This is a genomic window from Kitasatospora sp. NPDC091276 (genome assembly GCF_040684355.1).
Lineage (GTDB): Bacteria > Actinomycetota > Actinomycetes > Streptomycetales > Streptomycetaceae > Kitasatospora.
In genome coordinates, this window is record NZ_JBFBFU010000003.1 from 64211 (window position 1) to 81278 (window position 17068).

The 17068-nt window shown below is 75.5% G+C and carries 15 protein-coding genes; 10 read left to right on the forward strand and 5 right to left on the reverse strand.

The window, feature by feature from the left end:
• Positions 1-5 precede the first annotated feature (5 nt).
• A complete protein-coding gene (locus tag AB0O19_RS04225; protein WP_363617707.1) occupies positions 6-1265 on the reverse strand; it encodes an MFS transporter in 1260 nt (419 codons plus the stop codon).
• A gap of 112 nt (positions 1266-1377) precedes the next feature.
• Here AB0O19_RS04225 and AB0O19_RS04230 point away from each other — a divergent pair, with 112 nt between their 5' ends.
• On the forward strand, positions 1378-2340 hold the full coding sequence (locus AB0O19_RS04230; RefSeq protein ID WP_363617709.1) for a LysR family transcriptional regulator: 963 nt from the start codon (positions 1378-1380) through the stop codon (positions 2338-2340).
• Positions 2341-2481: 141 nt separating this feature from the next.
• Here the strand turns inward: AB0O19_RS04230 and AB0O19_RS04235 are convergent, their stop codons facing one another.
• Complete coding sequence (locus AB0O19_RS04235) at positions 2482-3090, reverse strand: YceI family protein (protein WP_363582380.1); 609 nt, start codon at positions 3088-3090, stop codon at positions 2482-2484.
• A 182-nt stretch (positions 3091-3272) separates the two neighbouring features.
• Between AB0O19_RS04235 and AB0O19_RS04240 the strand changes: the two genes are divergently transcribed.
• The 7 genes from AB0O19_RS04240 (at position 3273) to AB0O19_RS04270 (ending at position 10468) form a co-directional block, all read left to right on the forward strand.
• Positions 3273-6500, forward strand: a complete 3228-nt coding sequence (locus AB0O19_RS04240) for an SNF2-related protein (protein WP_363617711.1) — start codon at positions 3273-3275, stop codon at positions 6498-6500.
• Positions 6497-6778: a hypothetical protein gene (locus AB0O19_RS04245; protein WP_363617713.1), complete on the forward strand. Its 282-nt coding sequence runs from the start codon at positions 6497-6499 to the stop codon at positions 6776-6778. Before AB0O19_RS04240 ends, AB0O19_RS04245 begins: the two co-directional genes overlap by 4 nt.
• Before the next feature lie 43 nt (positions 6779-6821).
• On the forward strand, positions 6822-7715 hold the full coding sequence (locus tag AB0O19_RS04250) for an RNA polymerase sigma-70 factor (protein ID WP_363617715.1): 894 nt from the start codon (positions 6822-6824) through the stop codon (positions 7713-7715).
• A 34-nt stretch (positions 7716-7749) separates the two neighbouring features.
• Positions 7750-8865: a MerR family transcriptional regulator gene (locus tag AB0O19_RS04255; protein ID WP_363617717.1), complete on the forward strand. Its 1116-nt coding sequence runs from the start codon at positions 7750-7752 to the stop codon at positions 8863-8865.
• Positions 8866-8934: 69 nt separating this feature from the next.
• The gene (locus tag AB0O19_RS04260; RefSeq protein ID WP_363617719.1) at positions 8935-9399 is read left to right on the forward strand and encodes a helix-turn-helix transcriptional regulator; all 465 of its coding nucleotides are present in this window, start codon (positions 8935-8937) and stop codon (positions 9397-9399) included.
• Between the two features lie 2 nt (positions 9400-9401).
• Positions 9402-9995 carry a hypothetical protein gene (locus AB0O19_RS04265; protein WP_363617721.1) on the forward strand — a complete coding sequence of 198 codons (594 nt, stop codon included), beginning with the start codon at positions 9402-9404 and terminating at the stop codon, positions 9993-9995.
• 122 nt (positions 9996-10117) lie between these two features.
• A complete protein-coding gene (locus AB0O19_RS04270) occupies positions 10118-10468 on the forward strand; it encodes a DUF2516 family protein (protein WP_063348783.1) in 351 nt (116 codons plus the stop codon).
• Between the two features lie 89 nt (positions 10469-10557).
• Here the strand turns inward: AB0O19_RS04270 and AB0O19_RS04275 are convergent, their stop codons facing one another.
• Positions 10558-12054 (reverse strand): SpoIIE family protein phosphatase, encoded by a 1497-nt coding sequence (locus AB0O19_RS04275; RefSeq protein WP_363617723.1) that lies wholly within the window; start codon positions 12052-12054, stop codon positions 10558-10560.
• 454 nt (positions 12055-12508) lie between these two features.
• Positions 12509-13339, reverse strand: a complete 831-nt coding sequence (locus AB0O19_RS04280; RefSeq protein ID WP_063348785.1) for a hypothetical protein — start codon at positions 13337-13339, stop codon at positions 12509-12511.
• A gap of 215 nt (positions 13340-13554) precedes the next feature.
• Here AB0O19_RS04280 and mshA point away from each other — a divergent pair, with 215 nt between their 5' ends.
• Both mshA and AB0O19_RS04290 read left to right on the forward strand, forming a co-directional pair.
• Positions 13555-14928 (forward strand): D-inositol-3-phosphate glycosyltransferase, encoded by a 1374-nt coding sequence (gene mshA / locus AB0O19_RS04285; RefSeq protein WP_363582362.1) that lies wholly within the window; start codon positions 13555-13557, stop codon positions 14926-14928.
• 120 nt (positions 14929-15048) lie between these two features.
• A complete protein-coding gene (locus tag AB0O19_RS04290) occupies positions 15049-15561 on the forward strand; it encodes a YbjN domain-containing protein (RefSeq protein ID WP_363617725.1) in 513 nt (170 codons plus the stop codon).
• A gap of 22 nt (positions 15562-15583) precedes the next feature.
• Here the strand turns inward: AB0O19_RS04290 and AB0O19_RS04295 are convergent, their stop codons facing one another.
• Positions 15584-16957: an MFS transporter gene (locus AB0O19_RS04295; RefSeq protein WP_363617727.1), complete on the reverse strand. Its 1374-nt coding sequence runs from the start codon at positions 16955-16957 to the stop codon at positions 15584-15586.
• Positions 16958-17068: the final 111 nt, after the last annotated feature.

Here is a 17068-nt window from a genome sequence, read left to right on the forward strand (position 1 = left end):
GAAGGCTAGACCGAGGCACTGACAACCCGCTCGGCACCTTCCACCGGGGTGCGCCGTGACTGCCCCAGGTGCCGCCGCCCGGCCAGGGCGATCAGCAGGGCGAGCGCGGCGGCGCAGGCCGGCAGCGCGTAGCCGGTGCCGGGGGCGGCGTGCTCGGCGACCGCGCCGGCGAGCGCCGCGCCGCCCGAGATGCCGACCACGATGCCGGACACCGCGACCGCCATCCCCTCGTTGAACTGCCGCCCCGGCAGCAGCTCCTGGACCAGCGTCATCCCGGTCACCATGGTCGGCGCGGTGGCCGTGCCGGCCGCGAACAGCGCGACCCCGAGCAGGCCGAGCCCGGCCCCGCCCAGTCCGGCGGCGAGCGGCAGCAGCAGCACCCCGGCCATCGCCGCGGCCCCGGACAGGAAGCGCACCCCGGTCGCCCGACGCGGCGTCAGCAGCCCGAACAGCAGCCCGGCCAGGCAGGATCCGCCCGCGACCAGGGCCAGCAGCGCGCCCGCCGCCGCCTTGTGCCCGAGCGCGTCGGCGTACGCGACGGTGGTGATCTCGGTCGAGCCGAAGACGACGCCGGTGGCGAGGAAGGCGAGCAGCAGCACCCGCAGCCCGGGCACCCGCAGCGGCGAGCCGTGGCGGTCGCCCTCCGAGCGGGCGGGCAACGGTGGTTCGGTGCGCCGCTGGGCCGCGAACAGGAGGGCGCCGGTGGTGCCGAGCGCCCCGGCGGCGAGCAGTCCGGCCTCCGGGGCGACCGCCGTGCAGAGCGTCATGGCGAGGACGGGCCCGGCCATGAAGCAGAGTTCGTCCAGGGCCTGTTCGAGGGAGTTGGCCAGGTGCCGGGCGGCCGGGTCGGCCCGGTACAGGTGTGCCCAGCGGGCCCGGGCCATGCCGCCGAGGTTGGGCGCGGCCGCGCCGGCCGCCCAGCAGGCGTAGAGCGTCCAGTCGGGTGCGCCGAGCCGGAGGCAGAGCAGCAGGGCGGCGAGCGGGGCGGCGTTGTAGAGCGCGGCCGGTACGGTCACCCGCGCCTGCCCGTACCGGTCCACCAGCCGACCGAGCAGCGGCATCCCGAGCGCGCCGGTGATCAGCCCGGCCGCCGAGACGGTGCCGGCCAGCGCGTAGGAGCCGCGCCGTTCGGCGAGCAGCACGACCAGCGAGACGCCGTTCATCGACAGCGCGAGCCGGCCGAGCAGCCCGGCGAGGGTGAAGGCGGCCGCGCCGGGGGCCGCGAACAGCCGCCGGTAGGAGGTGAGGAGGGCGCGCGAGGGCATCGGGCTCCTGGGGAGAGTGAGGGGGGTGCCCATCAGCCTCCCGCCGGTGCCCGGCGGCGGTCCAACACCTGTTCCGTCGCATTCACAGCAGGTTGTTGTTAATCTGCCGCCCATGCCCCGTGACCTGCACCCCCGACTGCTCCGCGGCTTCGTCGCGACCGCCGAGAGCCTGCACTTCGGCCGGGCCGCCGGGCGGCTGCACGTCGCCCAGCAGGCGCTCAGCCGGGACGTCCGGACCTTGGAAGGGCTGCTCGGCGACGCGCTGTTCACCCGCACCACCCGCAGCGTCGAACTCACCCCGGCCGGGCAGCGGTTGCTGCCCCGGGCGCGCCGGCTCCTCGCCCTGCACGACGAGATCCTGGCGGGCGCGGCGGCCCGGCCGCTGCTGCTGGACCTCAACAGCGACGTCACCGGCCCGGACCTCACCGCCGACCGGGTGCTCGAACGCGCCCGCGCCGCCTGGCCGGAGGGCGAACTGCTGGCCCGCTTCCACGGCGGCCTCGCCGCGGCCGCCGCCGAACTGCTGGCCCACCGGCTGGACGTGTCCTTCGGCCGGTTCGCCGGACTGCCCGCCCCGCTGCGCGACCAACTCGCCCAGCGGCCGGTCCGGTTGGAGCGGATCTCGGTGATGATGGCGGACACCCACCCGCTGGCCGGCCGCCCGGTGCTGCGGGTCGCCGAGCTGACCGGGAACCCCGTCGACGTCTGCGCCGGCAACCCGGCCACCACCGAGTGGGCCGATCTCGGCGTCCGCCTGCTGCGCGAGCACGGCCTGACGCCGGCCGCGCCGTACGTGCCGCCGGTGGGCGTGGACGAGACGGCTCGCTACCTGGCCCGGCACGGCGATCCGATGCTGACCACCGTCGGCGGGCCGAGGATTCCGGGGGCGGTGAACGTGCCGCTGGTGGAGCCGGTGCCGCTGAGCCTGGTCAGCCTGGTGCACCGGCCCGGCGAGCGCCACCCGGGGCTGGCCGCACTGGGCGCCGCAGCTGCCGGGCTCGGTGCGGCCGAGGGCTGGCTGCGGCGGCCGGCGGGAAGCTGGCTGCCGGCGGCGGACGCGGCGCTGCTCGGGTGAGACCGGGCCGTCGGGACGGGCCGCCGGAAACCCTGGGACGCGACACCGCCCCTGCCGTCGGGGGTCGGCAGGGGCGGCGGGTGGGCGGACCGGGCCGCGCGGCGGGTCCGGTGGCCCGGGTGGCGGTCGTGGACGGCCGGGTCAGGCCGCCTTGACGGCGGAGATGTCGAAGCTGAGCTTGACCTTCTCGCTGATCAGCACGCCGCCGGTCTCCAGGGCCGCGTTGTAGGTCAGGCCGAACTCGGTGCGGTCGAGGACGGCGCTGCCCTCGAAGCCGACCCGCTCGGCGCCGTAGGCGTCGGTGGCGCTGCCGGTGTACTCCAGGTCCAGGACCACCGGACGGGTGGTGTCCTTGATGGTCAGCTCGCCGCTCATCCGGTACGTGTCGCCGCGCAGCCGCTCGGCCGAGGTGCTGCGGAAGCGGATCTCCGGGTAGGTGTCGGCGGCGAAGAAGTCGCCGGTGCGCAGGTGCTCGTCGCGCTGGGCCTGGTTGGTGTCGATGCTGGCGACCTTGATCACCAGGTCGGCGGAGGAGTTGCCCGGGGTGCTGCCGTCCAGGTGCAGCTTGCCGTCGTACTCGGTGAAGCGGCCCTTGACGTTCGTCACCATGGCGTGGCGCACCGAGAAGGCGACCTCGCTGTGCGTGGTGTCGATGGTCCAGTCGCCGGTCAGGTGGGCGAGGTCCGGGCCGGTCGGGGTCTCGGCGACGGCGGTGGGGGTGGCGGTCTTGGTGCGGTTGAACAGGCCCATGGCTCCTCCTCGGGTCCGAAGCCATTTGTTTAGGCTTCAACTTGTTGGCTTCAGCGTAAGCTGCTTTCGTTCAAATTTCAACCACAGCGCTCGGCGTTTCGCGAAAGACTTGACGGAGCGGCACTGTCGGACCGCCCGGTTAGGCTGCGAAGGACGGTTCCGCCGACCGGAAGGCCTCCCGCATGTTCGTCCTGCACGCGCTCTGGCGGGCGGGCGGACGGCTGGCCCTGTGGGCCGAGGACGCCCGCGCCCATCCGGGCGCCGCCGAGCCCCGCCCCGGCCGGGCGGCCCCGCGCGCCCACCCCTACGCCTGCCCGGCCGGCGAACTCGCCGCCGTCCTCGGCGGCATCGGGCCCGGCCTCGACTGGCTCGCCGGCCAGGCCCCCGAGCGCTGGGCCACCCTGCTGCTGCCCACCACCGGCGCCCTGCCCGCGCCCTCGCCGGACCTGCCGGTCACCCCGGTCCGGGGCGCGGCGGTCCTGGCGCCCTGGCGCGTCCCCGCGCTGCTCTTCGACACCGGCGCGGCCGCCCAACTGCTCGGCGAGGTCTTCGACCCGCACTGGGCCGTCACCAGCACCGATCTGCCCGGCACCGGGCGCGTCGAGGTCGTCCAGGGCCCCTCGCTGCGCTGGTTGACCGGCGTGCACGACCTCGCCTGGCGAACGGTCGGCCGGGGCCGGGTGCTGCCGCTGCCCGTCCTGGCGGACGGCCGCCCGCAGGCCCGTTGGCGGCCCGATCCCACTCCGGCGGGCCGCCGGGAGGCCGCCGCACTGGCGGACGGCTGCCCGCCCGTCCTGCTGGGGGAGTGGCCGGCCGGCGGCGCCGGCACCGGCGAGGCCCTGCTGGACGCCGCGCTGGGCGCGCTGGTGGACGCCGAGGCCCGGGCCGCCCTGGCCGGCACGCCCCCGTTGGGCCCGGGCGGTGCCCGGACCGGCGACGCCCGAACCGGTGGCGTTCCGGCCGACGCCACGACGGCCGCCGCGGTGGGAGCCGACGCCACGACGGCCGCCGCGGTGGGGGCCGCCGCCGAACGCTGGCTGCACGCCCTGACCACCCCGGACGGCGGCCTCACGAACGTCCAGTCCGAGGGCTTCGCCGAACTGCGCCGCCGGCTCGCCGCCTGGTACGCCGCCGCCGAGCCCACCGCGCCCGCGCTCCGGCTCTGCTTCCGCCTGCTGGAGCCGCTCGGTCCCGACCCGGACGACCCCGAGGGCCGGCCCTCCGACGACGCCTGGCAACTGGAGTTCCTGCTCCAGGCCGTCGACGAGCCCTCCCTGCTGGTCCGCGCCGCCGACCTGCACGAAGGCGGCGCCGCCCACGCCGCGCTGGCCCGCAAGGCGCCGGACCCGGCCGACGTCCTGGTCACCGAGCTCGCCCGCGCCGCCCACCGCTGGCCGGCCCTGGACGGCCTGCGGCACCGCTCCCGCCCGGCCGCCCTGCCGCTCGACCGGGCCGGCGCGCTGGACTTCCTGCGCACCGCCGCGCCCGCCCTCGCCGAGGGCGGCTTCGGCGTGCTGCTGCCCGCCTGGTGGCGCCGCCGGCCCAGGCTCGGGCTCGCCCTGCGGGCCACCACCCCGCCCGCGCCGGGCTCGCTCGCCGTCGCCTCCCAGGTGGACCGGGACGCCGTGGTCGCCTTCCGCTGGCAGGCCGCGCTCGGCCCGGAGGGGGCGCCGCTGACCGAGCAGGAACTGGCCGAACTCGCCGCTGCCAAGCAGGGGTTGGTCCGGGTCCGCGGCACCTGGCTGGAGGCCGACCCGGAGCAGATCGCCGCCGCGCTCGCCTTCCTCGCCGACCGGCGCGACGGCGTGCTGGCCACCGCCGACCTGCTGCGGCTGGCCCTCGATCCGGAGGCGACCGTCGCCGGGCTGCCCGTCACCGCCGTCCGCGCGGACGGCCTGCTCGGCGACCTGCTGGCCGGGCGTGCCGCCCCGGCCCCCGCCCCCGTGCTGCCGCCCGACTTCCGGGCCACCCTGCGCCCCTACCAGGAGCGCGGCCTGGCCTGGCTGCGGGCGATGGCCGGGCTCGGCCTCGGGGCCGTGCTGGCCGACGACATGGGCCTCGGCAAGACCGTCCAGACCCTCGCCCTGCTGGCCACCGAGCAGGCCGAGGGGGCGGCCGGCCCCACCCTGCTGGTCTGCCCGATGTCCCTGGTCGGCAACTGGCAGCGCGAGGCCGAGCGCTTCGCCCCCGCGCTGCGGCGCCACGTCCACCACGGCTCCGGCCGCCTCGGCGCCGACCGACTCGCCGAAGCCGTACGGGGTGCGGACCTCGTCATCACCACCTACGGGCTGGTCCAGCGCGACCTCGCCGCGCTGCGGGCGATCCGCTGGCGCCGGGTGGTCGCCGACGAGGCGCAGTACGTCAAGAACGCCGGCACCGCCCAGTCCCGGGCCGTCCGCGCGCTGCCCGTCACCCGCCACCGGATCGCCCTGACCGGCACCCCGGTGGAGAACCGGCTCGCCGAACTGCACGCCGTCCTGGACTTCGCCAATCCCGGGCTGCTCGGCCCTGCCGAGCGCTTCAAGGAGCGCTACGCGATCCCGGTCGAACTGCACCGCAGCCCCGAGCGCACCGCCGAACTCCAGCGCCGTACCGCCCCGTTCGTGCTGCGCCGGCTCAAGTCCGACCCGGCGGTGGCCGCCGAGCTGCCGGCCAAGCAGGAGATGACCGTCTGGTGCAGCCTCACCGCCGAGCAGGCGGGCCTCTACCAGGCCGTGGTGGCCGACCTGCTGCAGCGGGTCGAGGGGATCCGGGGCGTGGAGCGGCGCGGCACCGTGCTGGCCGCGATCGGCAAGCTCAAGCAGGTGTGCAACCACCCGGCCCAACTGCTGCACGACGGCTCGGCGTTGGGCGATCGCTCGGGAAAGGTGGCCCGGCTGGCGGAACTGCTGGAGGAGGCGCTGGCCGAGGGCGACCGGACGCTGGTCTTCACCCAGTACGCCGAGTTCGGCACGATGCTCCGCCCCTACCTGGCCCGCCGGCTCGGGGAGGAGGTGCTCTACCTGCACGGCGGCGTCCCCCGGGCCCGCCGCGAGGAGATGGTCGAGCGCTTCCAGTCCTCGGACGGGCCAAAGGTGTTCCTGCTCTCGCTGCGGGCCGGCGGCACCGGCCTCAACCTGACCGCCGCCAACCAGGTGATCCACCTGGACCGCTGGTGGAACCCGGCGGTCGAGGAGCAGGCCACGGACCGCGCGTTCCGGATCGGCCAGCGCCGTGACGTCCAGGTCCGCCGACTGGTCTGCGTCGGCACCGTCGAGGAGCGGATCGACGAACTCCTCGCCGCCAAGCGCTCGCTGGCCGCAGCGGTGGTGGGGGAGGGGGAGCGCTGGCTCACCGACCTGCCGGTCGAGGCGCTGCGTGAACTGGTCGCGCTCACCCGTGAGGACGCCGTCGCCGAGGAGGACGCATGACACCCGACCACCCCGCCCCCGTCCCACCCGGAAACACCCCCGCCGGGAACGCCCAACCCGGGAACGCCCAACCCGGGAACACCCCCGCCGTGAACGCCGCCGCCGTGAACGTCGCCGCCTACTGGGGCGGCGGCTTCACCCTGCGCCCGGCCCCGCCCGGGCCCGAGGAGGAGCCCGACGAGCCCTCGCTGCGCAGTCTCGGCCGCTCCGGCGTCACCGTGCGCGGCCGCGACCTCGCCACCCTGCTCGCCCCCGCGTACGAGGCGTTCCGCGGCTGACGAGGCCTCGGCTCGCCGCGGCCCGTGCGGTAGCGTCGGAGCGGTGACGGACACCCTCACCGATCCCGCCCTCGACGACTTCGAGCGGCACCGCCGGATGATCTTCGGTATCGCCTACCGGATGCTCGGCAGCGTCGCCGACGCCGAGGACCTGGTCCAGGACACCTGGCTGCGCTGGAGCGGGGTCACCGGCCCGGTCGCCAACCCGGGCGGCTACCTGGCCCGGACGGTCACCAACCTCGCGCTCAACCGGCTCGACTCGGCCGCCGTCCGCCGCGAGGCCTACGTCGGCCCCTGGCTGCCCGAGCCGCTGGTCGCCGAGCCGGACGCGACCGCCGACGTCGAGCGTGCCGAGACGGTCTCGTTCGCCCTGCTGGTGGTGCTGGAGAGCCTGTCCCCGCTGGAGCGGGCCGTCTTCGTCCTCAACGAGGCCTTCGGCTTCTCCTACCGGGAGATCGCCGAGGCGCTGGAGCGCACCGAGGCCGCCTGCCGGCAGGTCGGCAGCCGGGCCAAGGCGCACGTCAGGGCCCGCCGGCCGCGCTACGACGCCCCGCCGGAGCTGCGCCGCCGCGCCACCGACGAGTTCCTCGCGGCGTGCGTCGGCGGCGACCTCAACCGGATGCTGGACCTGCTCGCCCCCGACGTCACCTCCTGGACCGACGGCGGCGGCGTGGTCCGTGCCGCGCTGCGCCCGGTCACCGGTGCCGGCAACGTCGCCCGCTTCCTGCTCGGGGTGCTCGGCCAGCTGGGCGAGGGCGTCGAGCTCCGGCCGGTCCTGGTCAACGGCCAGCCCGGGCTGCTGGTCACCCAGGACGGCGCGATCGACGCCGTCTCGGTGTTCGACTTCGCCGAGGGGCCCGACGGTCGGCCCCGGATCGCCGAGCTGCGCATCGTCCGCAACCCGTCGAAGCTCGCCCACCTCGCCGGCCGGGCTTGACCCTCGACCTGGTCGAGCCCGCAGAGTCACCGGCATGGAGAGCGAGCTGCACAGCATCGGCGAGCTGGCCCGCGCCAGCGGCCTGGGCGTCGGCACCCTGCGCTACTACGACGGCGCCGAGGTGCTCACCCCCGCCTGGGTCGACCCGCAGACGGGCTACCGCTGGTACCGGCCCGGGCAACTCGCCGACGCCCGCCTGCTGGCCCGGCTGCGCCGGGTCGGCCTGCCGCTGGCCGGCATCCGCGCCGTGCTCGGCGCGGCGCCCTGCTCGGGCGCGGCCGCGCGGGTGCTCGACGCGCACCTGCGCCGGCTGGAGGACGGCCTCGCCGACGCCCGCCGCGAGCTCTCCCTGATCCGCGTGATGATCGACCAGAGGGAGCAACCGATGAGCACCACCCCCGCCGAAGTCCGCTTCACCGTCCCCGCCGAGGAACTGGCCGCCGCACTGGACGCGGTCCGCTTCGCCGTCGGCGGCGACCCCGGAACCCCGGCGCTCGCCGGGGTGCTGTTCGAACCGGACGGCCCGGTGCTGCGCCTGGTCGCCACCGACCGCTACCGGATGGCGCTCGCCGAGGTGCCCGTCACCACGGCGCCCGCCCGGCCGGACGGCGGCACGATCGTCCCCACCGCCCTGGTCGACGCCCTGCGCGCGCTGCTCGGCGCGGGCGCGGGCGCGGCCGAGGTCGCGGTGACCCTCGGCGGCGGCCTGGTCCGGGCCGAGACCGGCGCCCACCGGATCGAGGGCGCCGCCCTGGACTTCGACTACCCCGACCACCGGGTGCTGACCCGGCTCGAACCGGAGCACCGGATCGACCTGTCCGCCGCCGAACTGCGCGGCGCCGTCGAGACCGGCGCCACCCGCACCCTGCCCTCCGGCCCGAACGGCGCGGACTGCGCGGTCACCGTCCTCACCCTCACGGCGGACGGCCGCCTGGCGGTGGCCGGTGCCGAGCCCGGCCCCGAATCCGCGTCCGGAGACCTGAGGGTGGCGGTCAACCGCGACTTCCTGCTGGACGCCCTGCGGGTCGGCCGGCCCGAGCAACTCGTGCTCGAACTCGGCGGTCCGATCGCCCCCTTGGCGATCCGCACGCCGGGCCGGGAGGGCACCTTCTCGCTCCTGATGCCGGTCCACGTCCCCGACCTCGGCTGAGCCCGCCCGCCGTTTGCTGTTGTTAGCATCCTGCTTGCATCTGCAAGCAGGATGTTGCAGTCTGCTGGCATGGCCTCACTGAACGTCGGCTCGCTGGGCGAGTACATCCGCGAGCAGCGCCGGAACGCGCAGTACTCCCTGCGCCAGCTGGCGGAGGCCGCAGGCGTGTCGAACCCGTACCTCAGCCAGATCGAGCGCGGGTTGCGCAAGCCGAGCGCGGAGATCCTGCAGCAGATCGCGAAGGCGCTGCGGATCTCGGCGGAGACGCTGTACGTCCAGGCCGGGATCCTGGAGGAGCGGCGTGGTGAGGGCCTGGAGCTGCGGGCCTCGATCCTGGCCGATCCGCTGGTCAACGAGCAGCAGAAGCAGGCGTTGCTCGCGGTCTACGACGCCTTCCTGAAGGAGAACGCCGTCCAGCGGGGCGCGGTGGCCGAGCGGTCGCCCGCGGTCGGCACCGGCACCGGCGTTCCACCAGCCTCCGGCCCGACGACCGACGGCTCAGTCACCCAGAACATCCACCGGGAGGACCGGTAAGCATGCCGATCACCGACGAGATCAAGAAGACCCTGAGCGACCCGACCCCGCTGTACGCCATCGCCGGCGCCGGGGATCTCGCGTACGAGAAGCTGCGCGAGGTGCCGGGCCGGGTGGAGGCGCTCACCGCGGACCGCAAGGGCGCGCAGGAGAAGGCCACCGCCCGGTTCCAGGAGGCGCAGACGAAGCTGGCCGAGGCGCAGGCCAAGGTCACCGAGACCGTCACGACGCTCCCCGTCGACCTGCGGACCCTCCAGGAGCGGGCGCAGGGCTTCGCCCTCCAGCAGGTCGGCCGCGCGGTCGAGCTGGCGGTGAAGGCCAAGGAGGCGTACGACGAGCTGGCCGAGCGCGGCAAGGTCGTGGTGGATCGGGCCCGCCCGGGCGCGCCCGCCGAGCCGGGGCAGCCGGCCGGGGAATCGGAGCTCGCCCGGGCGTCCGAGCCGGTCGAGGCCGAGCTGGTCGAGGACGACACCGACACCCCGGCAGCCGACACCCCGGCAGCCGACACCCCGACCGCCGACACCCCGGCCGCCGACGCCCGGCCCGCCCCGAAGAAGGCCGCCCGCGCCCGGAAGGCCACCGACCGCGCGGAGTGAGGGTAGGGCCGCCGGACGGGCACATCCGGTGACCGCAGGACGTTGACAGGAGAGCGGACGGTCGACCGTGCCAGGATGGGCGGTGGCCGGAGCGCCGGAGGCGAGAGACAGAGGAGAGCGTGATGGGCGGAGTGGCCCAGATCCTGGACTTGGCCTATCTGAACCCGATCTGGTGGCTGTCCGTCGCCATCCTGGGCTTCAAGCTGTTCGCCCTGGGCGACGCGGTCACCCGCCGTGAGGACGCCTACCGGGCGGCGGACAAGAAGACCAAGCCGTTCTGGCTGGCGATCCTGGCGATCGCCTTCGGCTGGGACCTGCTGTTCGGGGTGAACTTCTTCACCGGCATCGGGACGCTCGCCGGGCTGGTCGCGTCGATCGTCTACATGGTGGACGTGCGTCCGGCGATCCGGGAGCTGACCGGTGGTGGCGGCCGTGGCGGCCGCAGCAACACCGGTCCGTACGGCCCCTGGTAGGCCGAACGATAGGGCGACGACCAGACAACGGCGAGGCCCGGGCGGGGAGTTCACCCGCCCGGGCCTCGCCGTACCCGGCTCCGGCCGGCTCAGCCGAGGATCAGCTGCACCGGGTTGCGTTCCAGCAGCAGCACCGCGACGTCGTCCGTCAGCGCGCCGCCGTTCAGCTCCTCGACCTCGGCGATGGCGCTGTCGACGAGCCGGCCCCGGGTGAGCCCGGCGGACTGGTGGTCGCCGATGAGGTCGGCCAGCCCGTCCTGGCCGAGGCGGCGGGAGCCGGCCCCGACCCGGCCCTCGATCAGCCCGTCGGTGTAGAGCAACAGCCGCCAGCCGGGCTGGAGTTCGAGCTGGTGGGCGGGCCACGCGGCCTGCCCGTCGTGGCACGGCAGCAGGCCGAGCGCCGGACCGGCGAGGTCGGCGGGCAGGGTGACCGGCTGGTGGTCGCGGCCGAGCAGCAGCGGCGCCGGGTGCCCGGCGAGGTAGAGCCGGGCAGGCTCGCCGGCGCCGAGCGAGTCGAGGCCGCCGCTGGCGCCGCCCGGCTCGATGACGAGCATGCAGAGCGTCGCGAAGATCTCGTCGCTGCGCCGCTCGTGTTCCAGCACGTGCTGGAGGGTGGTCAGCAGGGCCTCGCCGGTGAGGCCCGCGAAGACGAGGGTGCGCCACGCTATCCGGAGGGCGACGCCGAGCGCGGCCTCGTCCGGGCCGTGGCCGCAGACGTCGCCGATCACGACGTGGACGGTGCCGTCGTCGGTGCGGACGGCGTCGTAGAAGTCGCCGCCGAGCAGGGCGCGGCGGCGGCCCGGGCGGTAGCGCCGGGTGAAGGAGAGGCCCGCGCCGTCGAGCAGCGGGGTGGGCAGCAGGTGGCGTTGGAGCCGGGCGTTCTCCTGGCCGCGCAGTTCGGCCTCGACGAGGCGGCGCTGCGACTCGTCGGCGCGCTTGCGCTCGACGGCGTAGCGCAGGGCGCGGCCCAGCAGCGGGCCGTCCGTCGCGTGCTTGATCAGGAAGTCCTGGGCGCCCGCGGCGACGGCGGCCGCGCCCAGTTCGGCGCCGGCCGCGTCGGTGAGCACCACGACCGCGGTGTGCGGGGCGCGGCGGAGCAGTTCGTGCAGGCCTTCGAGGCCGTCGGAGTCGTCGGACGGGTGCGGCAGGTCGGCGGGGGCGGCGAGGTCGAGCAGCACGCAGCTGAACTCGCTGCCGCGGGAGCGCCCGCGCCGGGTGCCGGACGGGGACACGGCGAGCAGTTCGGTGGCCTGTTCCAGCCCGCGGGCCCAGTGGATCTCGATCGAGGTGCCGCTGTCGGCGACCGCCGCCTTGATCAGCTGGGCGTCGGAGGCGTCGTCCTCGATCACCAGCAGTTTGAGCGGAGCGGTGCTGCTGGCGGCCACCGCGGCGGGGGCGTCGGCGGGGGCCGAGGTGTGTCCGGTCTGGTGCCGGGGGTGCGGTATCGGGGGAGCGGCCGTCACCGGGCCGGCCGACGTCGGGCCGGTCAGGGCCGGGCGGTTGCGGGCATGGTCAACGGGGGCGCCGGCCTGGGCGCCCGACAGGCTCGTGGCACCAGGTGCCCGCCCGTCTCCCGTTGCGGGCATCGGTGGTTCCTCCCTTTCCCCGAGTGCGTAACGGTCAACGCCCGTCCGCAGTGCCCGCCTGGCACCGTGCGCCGGGGAACTTCTCGCGACCATAACGTGATCTCCGGGGATTTCTCTGGCGGACCGGCGCCGTTGTGGTTTTTGCCACGCCGGTGGCGGTGCGGTGATCTGACTCGGACGACGGCTGGGATCCCCGCGTCGGCGGGGAAGGAAGGGGGGCGGGCGAGGGTGACGCGGATCACCCTGGTCGAGGGTGACGTCGGGGGCCGCAGGTGGACGCCGTGGCGCCGGGCGGCGACGGCGCACGGGCGGGTCGTCCGGCGGCGTCCATCGTGACGTGATGGGGCGTCAACACGCCAGTGGTATTCGATAACTCGTTCGAGTGAATGCGGCGAGTCGCTCACCCGCACCGGCCCCGGTCCGTGCCGGGCCGGCGGCTCCGGCCGCGCGACCGCTACGGCGCGAGCGCGCTCCAGGGCACCGTGACCTCGCCCTGCCGCCACCGCCCGCGCGCGTCCACCAGCGGCCAGTCGCCCGCCAGCGCCGTGCAGGCCGCCACCCAGCGCTGCCGCGCCCCGAACGCCCCGTACGGCGCGGCCGCCGCCCAGGCCCGGTCGAAGTCGGCCAGGAAGGCGTGCACCGGTCGGCCCGGCACGTTGTGGTGGATCAGCGCCTTCGGCAGCCGTTCGGCCAGGTCGGAGGGCTGGCCGAGGCCGCCCAGCCGGGCCGCGAAGGTCACCGTCCGGGGCCCCTCCGGGCCGAGCGCGACCCAGACGTGCCGCCGTCCGATCTCGTCGCAGGTGCCCTCCACCAGCAGCCCGTCCGGGGCCAGCCGGGCGCAGAGCCGCTCCCAGACCCCGGCCACCGCCGACTCGTCGTACTGCCGCAGCACGTTGGCGGCCCGGATCAGCTGGGCCGGCGCGCCGCCGTCCAGCGGAACCTCGAAGCCGCCGCGCCGGAAGGTCAGCAGTGGCGGTTCGGCGTACGGCAGCGCGGCCGCGACCCGCTCCGGCTCGATCTCGATCCCGACCACCCGGACGTCCGGGCGCACCGTGCGCAGCCGCCCGGCCAGTTCGACGGCCGTCCACGGCGCGGCGCCGTAGCCGAGGTCGACCGCCACCGGCGGGCGGCCACCGGCGCGCAGCGTGCGGCCGAGGGTGTGGGCGATCCAGCGGTCCATCCGCCGCAGCCGATTGGTGTTGGTGGTGCCCCGGGTGACCGTCCCCACCGGCCGTCCGGTCCGCCCACGGGCGGGTGCGGTCGCGGAGTCGAAGGAGGCAGCCATGCCTGGAAGGGTAGTCGGGTCCGCGTCGGCACCGCTGTGACCTGGGGCGTCACCCCGTCCGGCATCTCGTCCGCCGGACCGGGAATGCCGGACGCGGGCCGGGTGGTTGGCAGTCTGGTGGTGATGTGTGCCCGGGACGGGGCAGCGCACACCGGACAGCGGGCGGCCCGTGCGCGGGCCGTCGAGACGGGCCGCACAGAGGAGGCTTCAGCCAGGTGATCCAGCACCCCGTCCGTTCGGTACGCCGTGCCCAGCCCGCCGCGCCCGCGCGGGGCCGGCTCCAGTCGCTCGTCCCGGGCCGCCGCCGCCCGCGCCGGATAGCGATGCTGAGTGTCCACACCTCGCCGCTGCACCAGCCCGGCACGGGGGACGCCGGCGGGATGAACGTCTACATCGTCGAGCTGGCCAAGCGCCTGGCCGCGCTCAACATCGAGGTCGAGGTGTTCACCCGGGCGATCTGCTCGGACGACGCCCCCACCGTCGAGCTGGCCCCCGGCGTGCTGGTCCGGCACGTCACCGCCGGCCCGTACGAGGGCCTGCTGAAGGAGGACCTGCCCGCCCAGCTGTGCGCCTTCACCCACGGGGTGCTGCGGACGGAGGCGGGCCACCGCCCCGGCCACTACGACCTGGTGCACTCGCACTACTGGCTCTCCGGGCAGGTCGGCTGGCTGGCCGCGCAGCGCTGGGGGGTGCCGCTGGTGCACACCATGCACACCATGGCGAAGGTGAAGAACGCCGCGCTGGCCGAGGGTGACACGCCCGAGCCCGCGGCCCGGGTGATCGGCGAGACCCAGGTGGTCGAGGCGGCCGACCGGCTGATCGCCAACACCACCGAGGAGGCCGCCGAGCTGGCGCTGCACTACGCCGCCCGGCCGGACCAGCTGGCCGTCGTCCACCCCGGCGTCAACCTGGACGTCTTCCGCCCCGGCGGGGCGTCGGCGCGGGCCGCCGCCCGGGCCCGGCTGGGCCTGCCGCAGGACGCCGCGGTGCTGCTCTTCGCGGGCCGGATCCAGCCGCTGAAGGCCCCGGACGTGCTGCTGCGGGCGGTCGCCGAGCTGCTGGCGCGCCGCCCGGGGCTGCGCGAGCACCTGCTGGTGCCGGTGGTCGGCGGTCCGTCCGGCACCGGACTAGCCCGGCCGGAGAGCCTGCACAAGCTCGCCGCCCAGCTGGGCATCGGCGACGTGGTGCGGTTCCACCCGCCGGTCGGCCAGGCCGAGCTCGCGCAGTGGTACCACGCGGCGACGGCGCTGGTGATGCCCTCGTACAGCGAGTCCTTCGGGCTGGTCGCGCTGGAGGCGCAGGCCTGCGGCACCCCGGTGGTGGCGGCCTCGGTCGGCGGCCTGCCGGTCGCGGTGCGGGACGGCGAGACGGGCACGCTGGTGCACGGCCACGACCCGGCGGCCTGGGCGCACGCGCTGGAGCCGTACGTCACCGACCGGGGCCTGGTCGCCCGGCGCGGCGCGGCGGCGGCCCGGCACGCGGCCGGCTTCGGCTGGGACACCGCCGCGGCCGGCACCGCCGAGGTGTACGCCGGCAGCCTGGCCCGCCCGGCCGGCCGCTTGGCCGCCGCCCGGCGGCGGCTGGCCTGACCGCGGCCTGACCGCGGCCGGACCGCTTCCTGACCACGAGCCGACTGCGGCCCGACTGCGGCGGCCGGGGGCACGCACCGCTGGTGCGCGCCCCCGGTACCGCCGAGTAACGTCACCCCCATGGCAATCCGCACCAAGGACGAGGCCCTGACCCTCCTGCGCACCGCCCTGGACGACGCCGGAGCGGCCTGGGAGCCCGCCGCCACCGACCCGTACACGCTGGTGGTGGCGCTCCCGGGCACCCGCAAGCTGAGCACCGCCTGCGCGCTGCGGGTCGGCGACCACACCCTGTCGGTGAACGCCTTCGTGATCCGCCGACCGGACGAGAACCACGAGGCCGTCTACCGCTGGCTGCTGGAGCGCAACACCCGGCTGTACGGCGTCGCGTACGCGATCGACCCGCTCGGCGACGTCTACCTGGCCGGCCGCCTGCCCCTGGAGGCGCTCACCCCGGACGCCGTGGACCGGCTGCTCGGGACGGTGCTGGAGAACGCCGACGAGCCGTTCAACACCCTGCTGGAGCTGGGCTTCGCCTCGGCGATCCGGCGCGAGTGGGAGTGGCGGACCAAGCGCGGGGAGTCCACCCGCAACCTGGCCGCCTTCGCCCACCTGGCCGCCCCGGCGGCCGACTGACCCGGCAGCGGGGCCGGCGCCCTCAGATGCCCGCCGGAGCCTTCTTCTCCGCGGCGGGCTCCGTCACCTCGGGCCCCGGCACCTCGGCCCCCGGCACCTCCGTCACCGGGACCTCCGTCACCGGCACCTCCGTCACCGCGACCTCCGGCACCGCCCCGGCGCGGCCCGCCGTCGCGTCCGTGCGCCGCCCGAGCACCACGTGCCCGGCCGCCGCGACCGTGCCGCAGACCCCGCACACGATCCAGAGCACCGCGGAGCCGGCGTGCTGCAGCAGCAGACCGCCGATCGCCGGGCCGAGGAACGAGGCGAGCGACCAGGAGAGCGAGTAGACGCCCTGGTAGCGGCCGCGCGCGTGGGTCGGCGCCAGTTCGGCGACCAGTCCCATGATGGTCGGCGCGTTCAGGACCTCGCCGACCGTCCAGACCGCCACCGAGAGGGCGAACAGCCACGCGGACGACCCGGCCAGCGCCGCCAGCCCGAAGCCCCAGCCCGTGATCAGGCAGCTGGCTATCAGCATGGCGGTCCGGGAGCGGGCCTCCATCCACCGGGTGAGCGGGATCTGGAGCACCACGATCAGCAGCCCGTTCAGGCCGATGACCAGCCCGTACTCGGTGGAGCTGATGCCCGCGGCACCCATGTCGACGGCCAGGGTGGTGCTGCCCTGCTGGAGGATCAGGGCGAGCAGCAGGTTGAGCCCGACGACGGCCATGAACCGCCCGTCCCGGAACACCGCGCCGAGGCCGACCGTCGCTTCGTCCGTCCCCTTCCCGTGCTGCGGCGAGTCCTGCGGCTTGGTCTCGGGGATCCGGATGAAGATCACCACCGCGCACACCAGCGTGGAGAGCGCGTCGAGCAGGAAGAGCGTGAGGTAGCCGTGGGTGGCGATCAGGCCGGCCACGGCGGCGGAGAGGCCGAAGCCGATGTTGATCGCCCAGTAGTTCAGCGAGTACGCGCGGACCCGGTCCTCGGCCGGGACGAGGTCGGCGATGATCGCCGAGGTCGCGGGCCGGGTGGCGTTGTTGCAGAGGCCGACCAGGAAGGCCACCGTGGCGATCGCCACCTGGCCGTCCGTGAAGCCGAGTACGGCGGTGAACAGTGCGGTGCCGAGCTGGGCGGCGACCAGGGTCGGGCGCCGGCCGATCCGGTCGGTCAGCACGCCGGCGCCGATCGCGGCGACCGCCGAGCCGAGGCCGTAGAGGGAGGCCACCAGGCCCGCGTAGGAGGCCGAGTACCCCCGGTTGGTGGTCAGGTAGAGCGCGAGGAAGGTGAGCACGAAAGCGCCCAGCTTGTTCACCAGCGTGCTCACCCAGAGCCACCAGAACTCCCGTGGCAGCCCGCCCACCGTCTCCTGTATCAGCTTTCGGATCCGGGGGTTGGTGAACAGGGCGACGGGCATGTGGGGGGCTCCCGGGGCAGGCGTCCGCCGAGCGGCACGGGCAGGTCCGGTCAGCCGACGTATGTAAGTGTCAGATAGGCGGTGCACACATTACACATCTGTCGTAGGTCC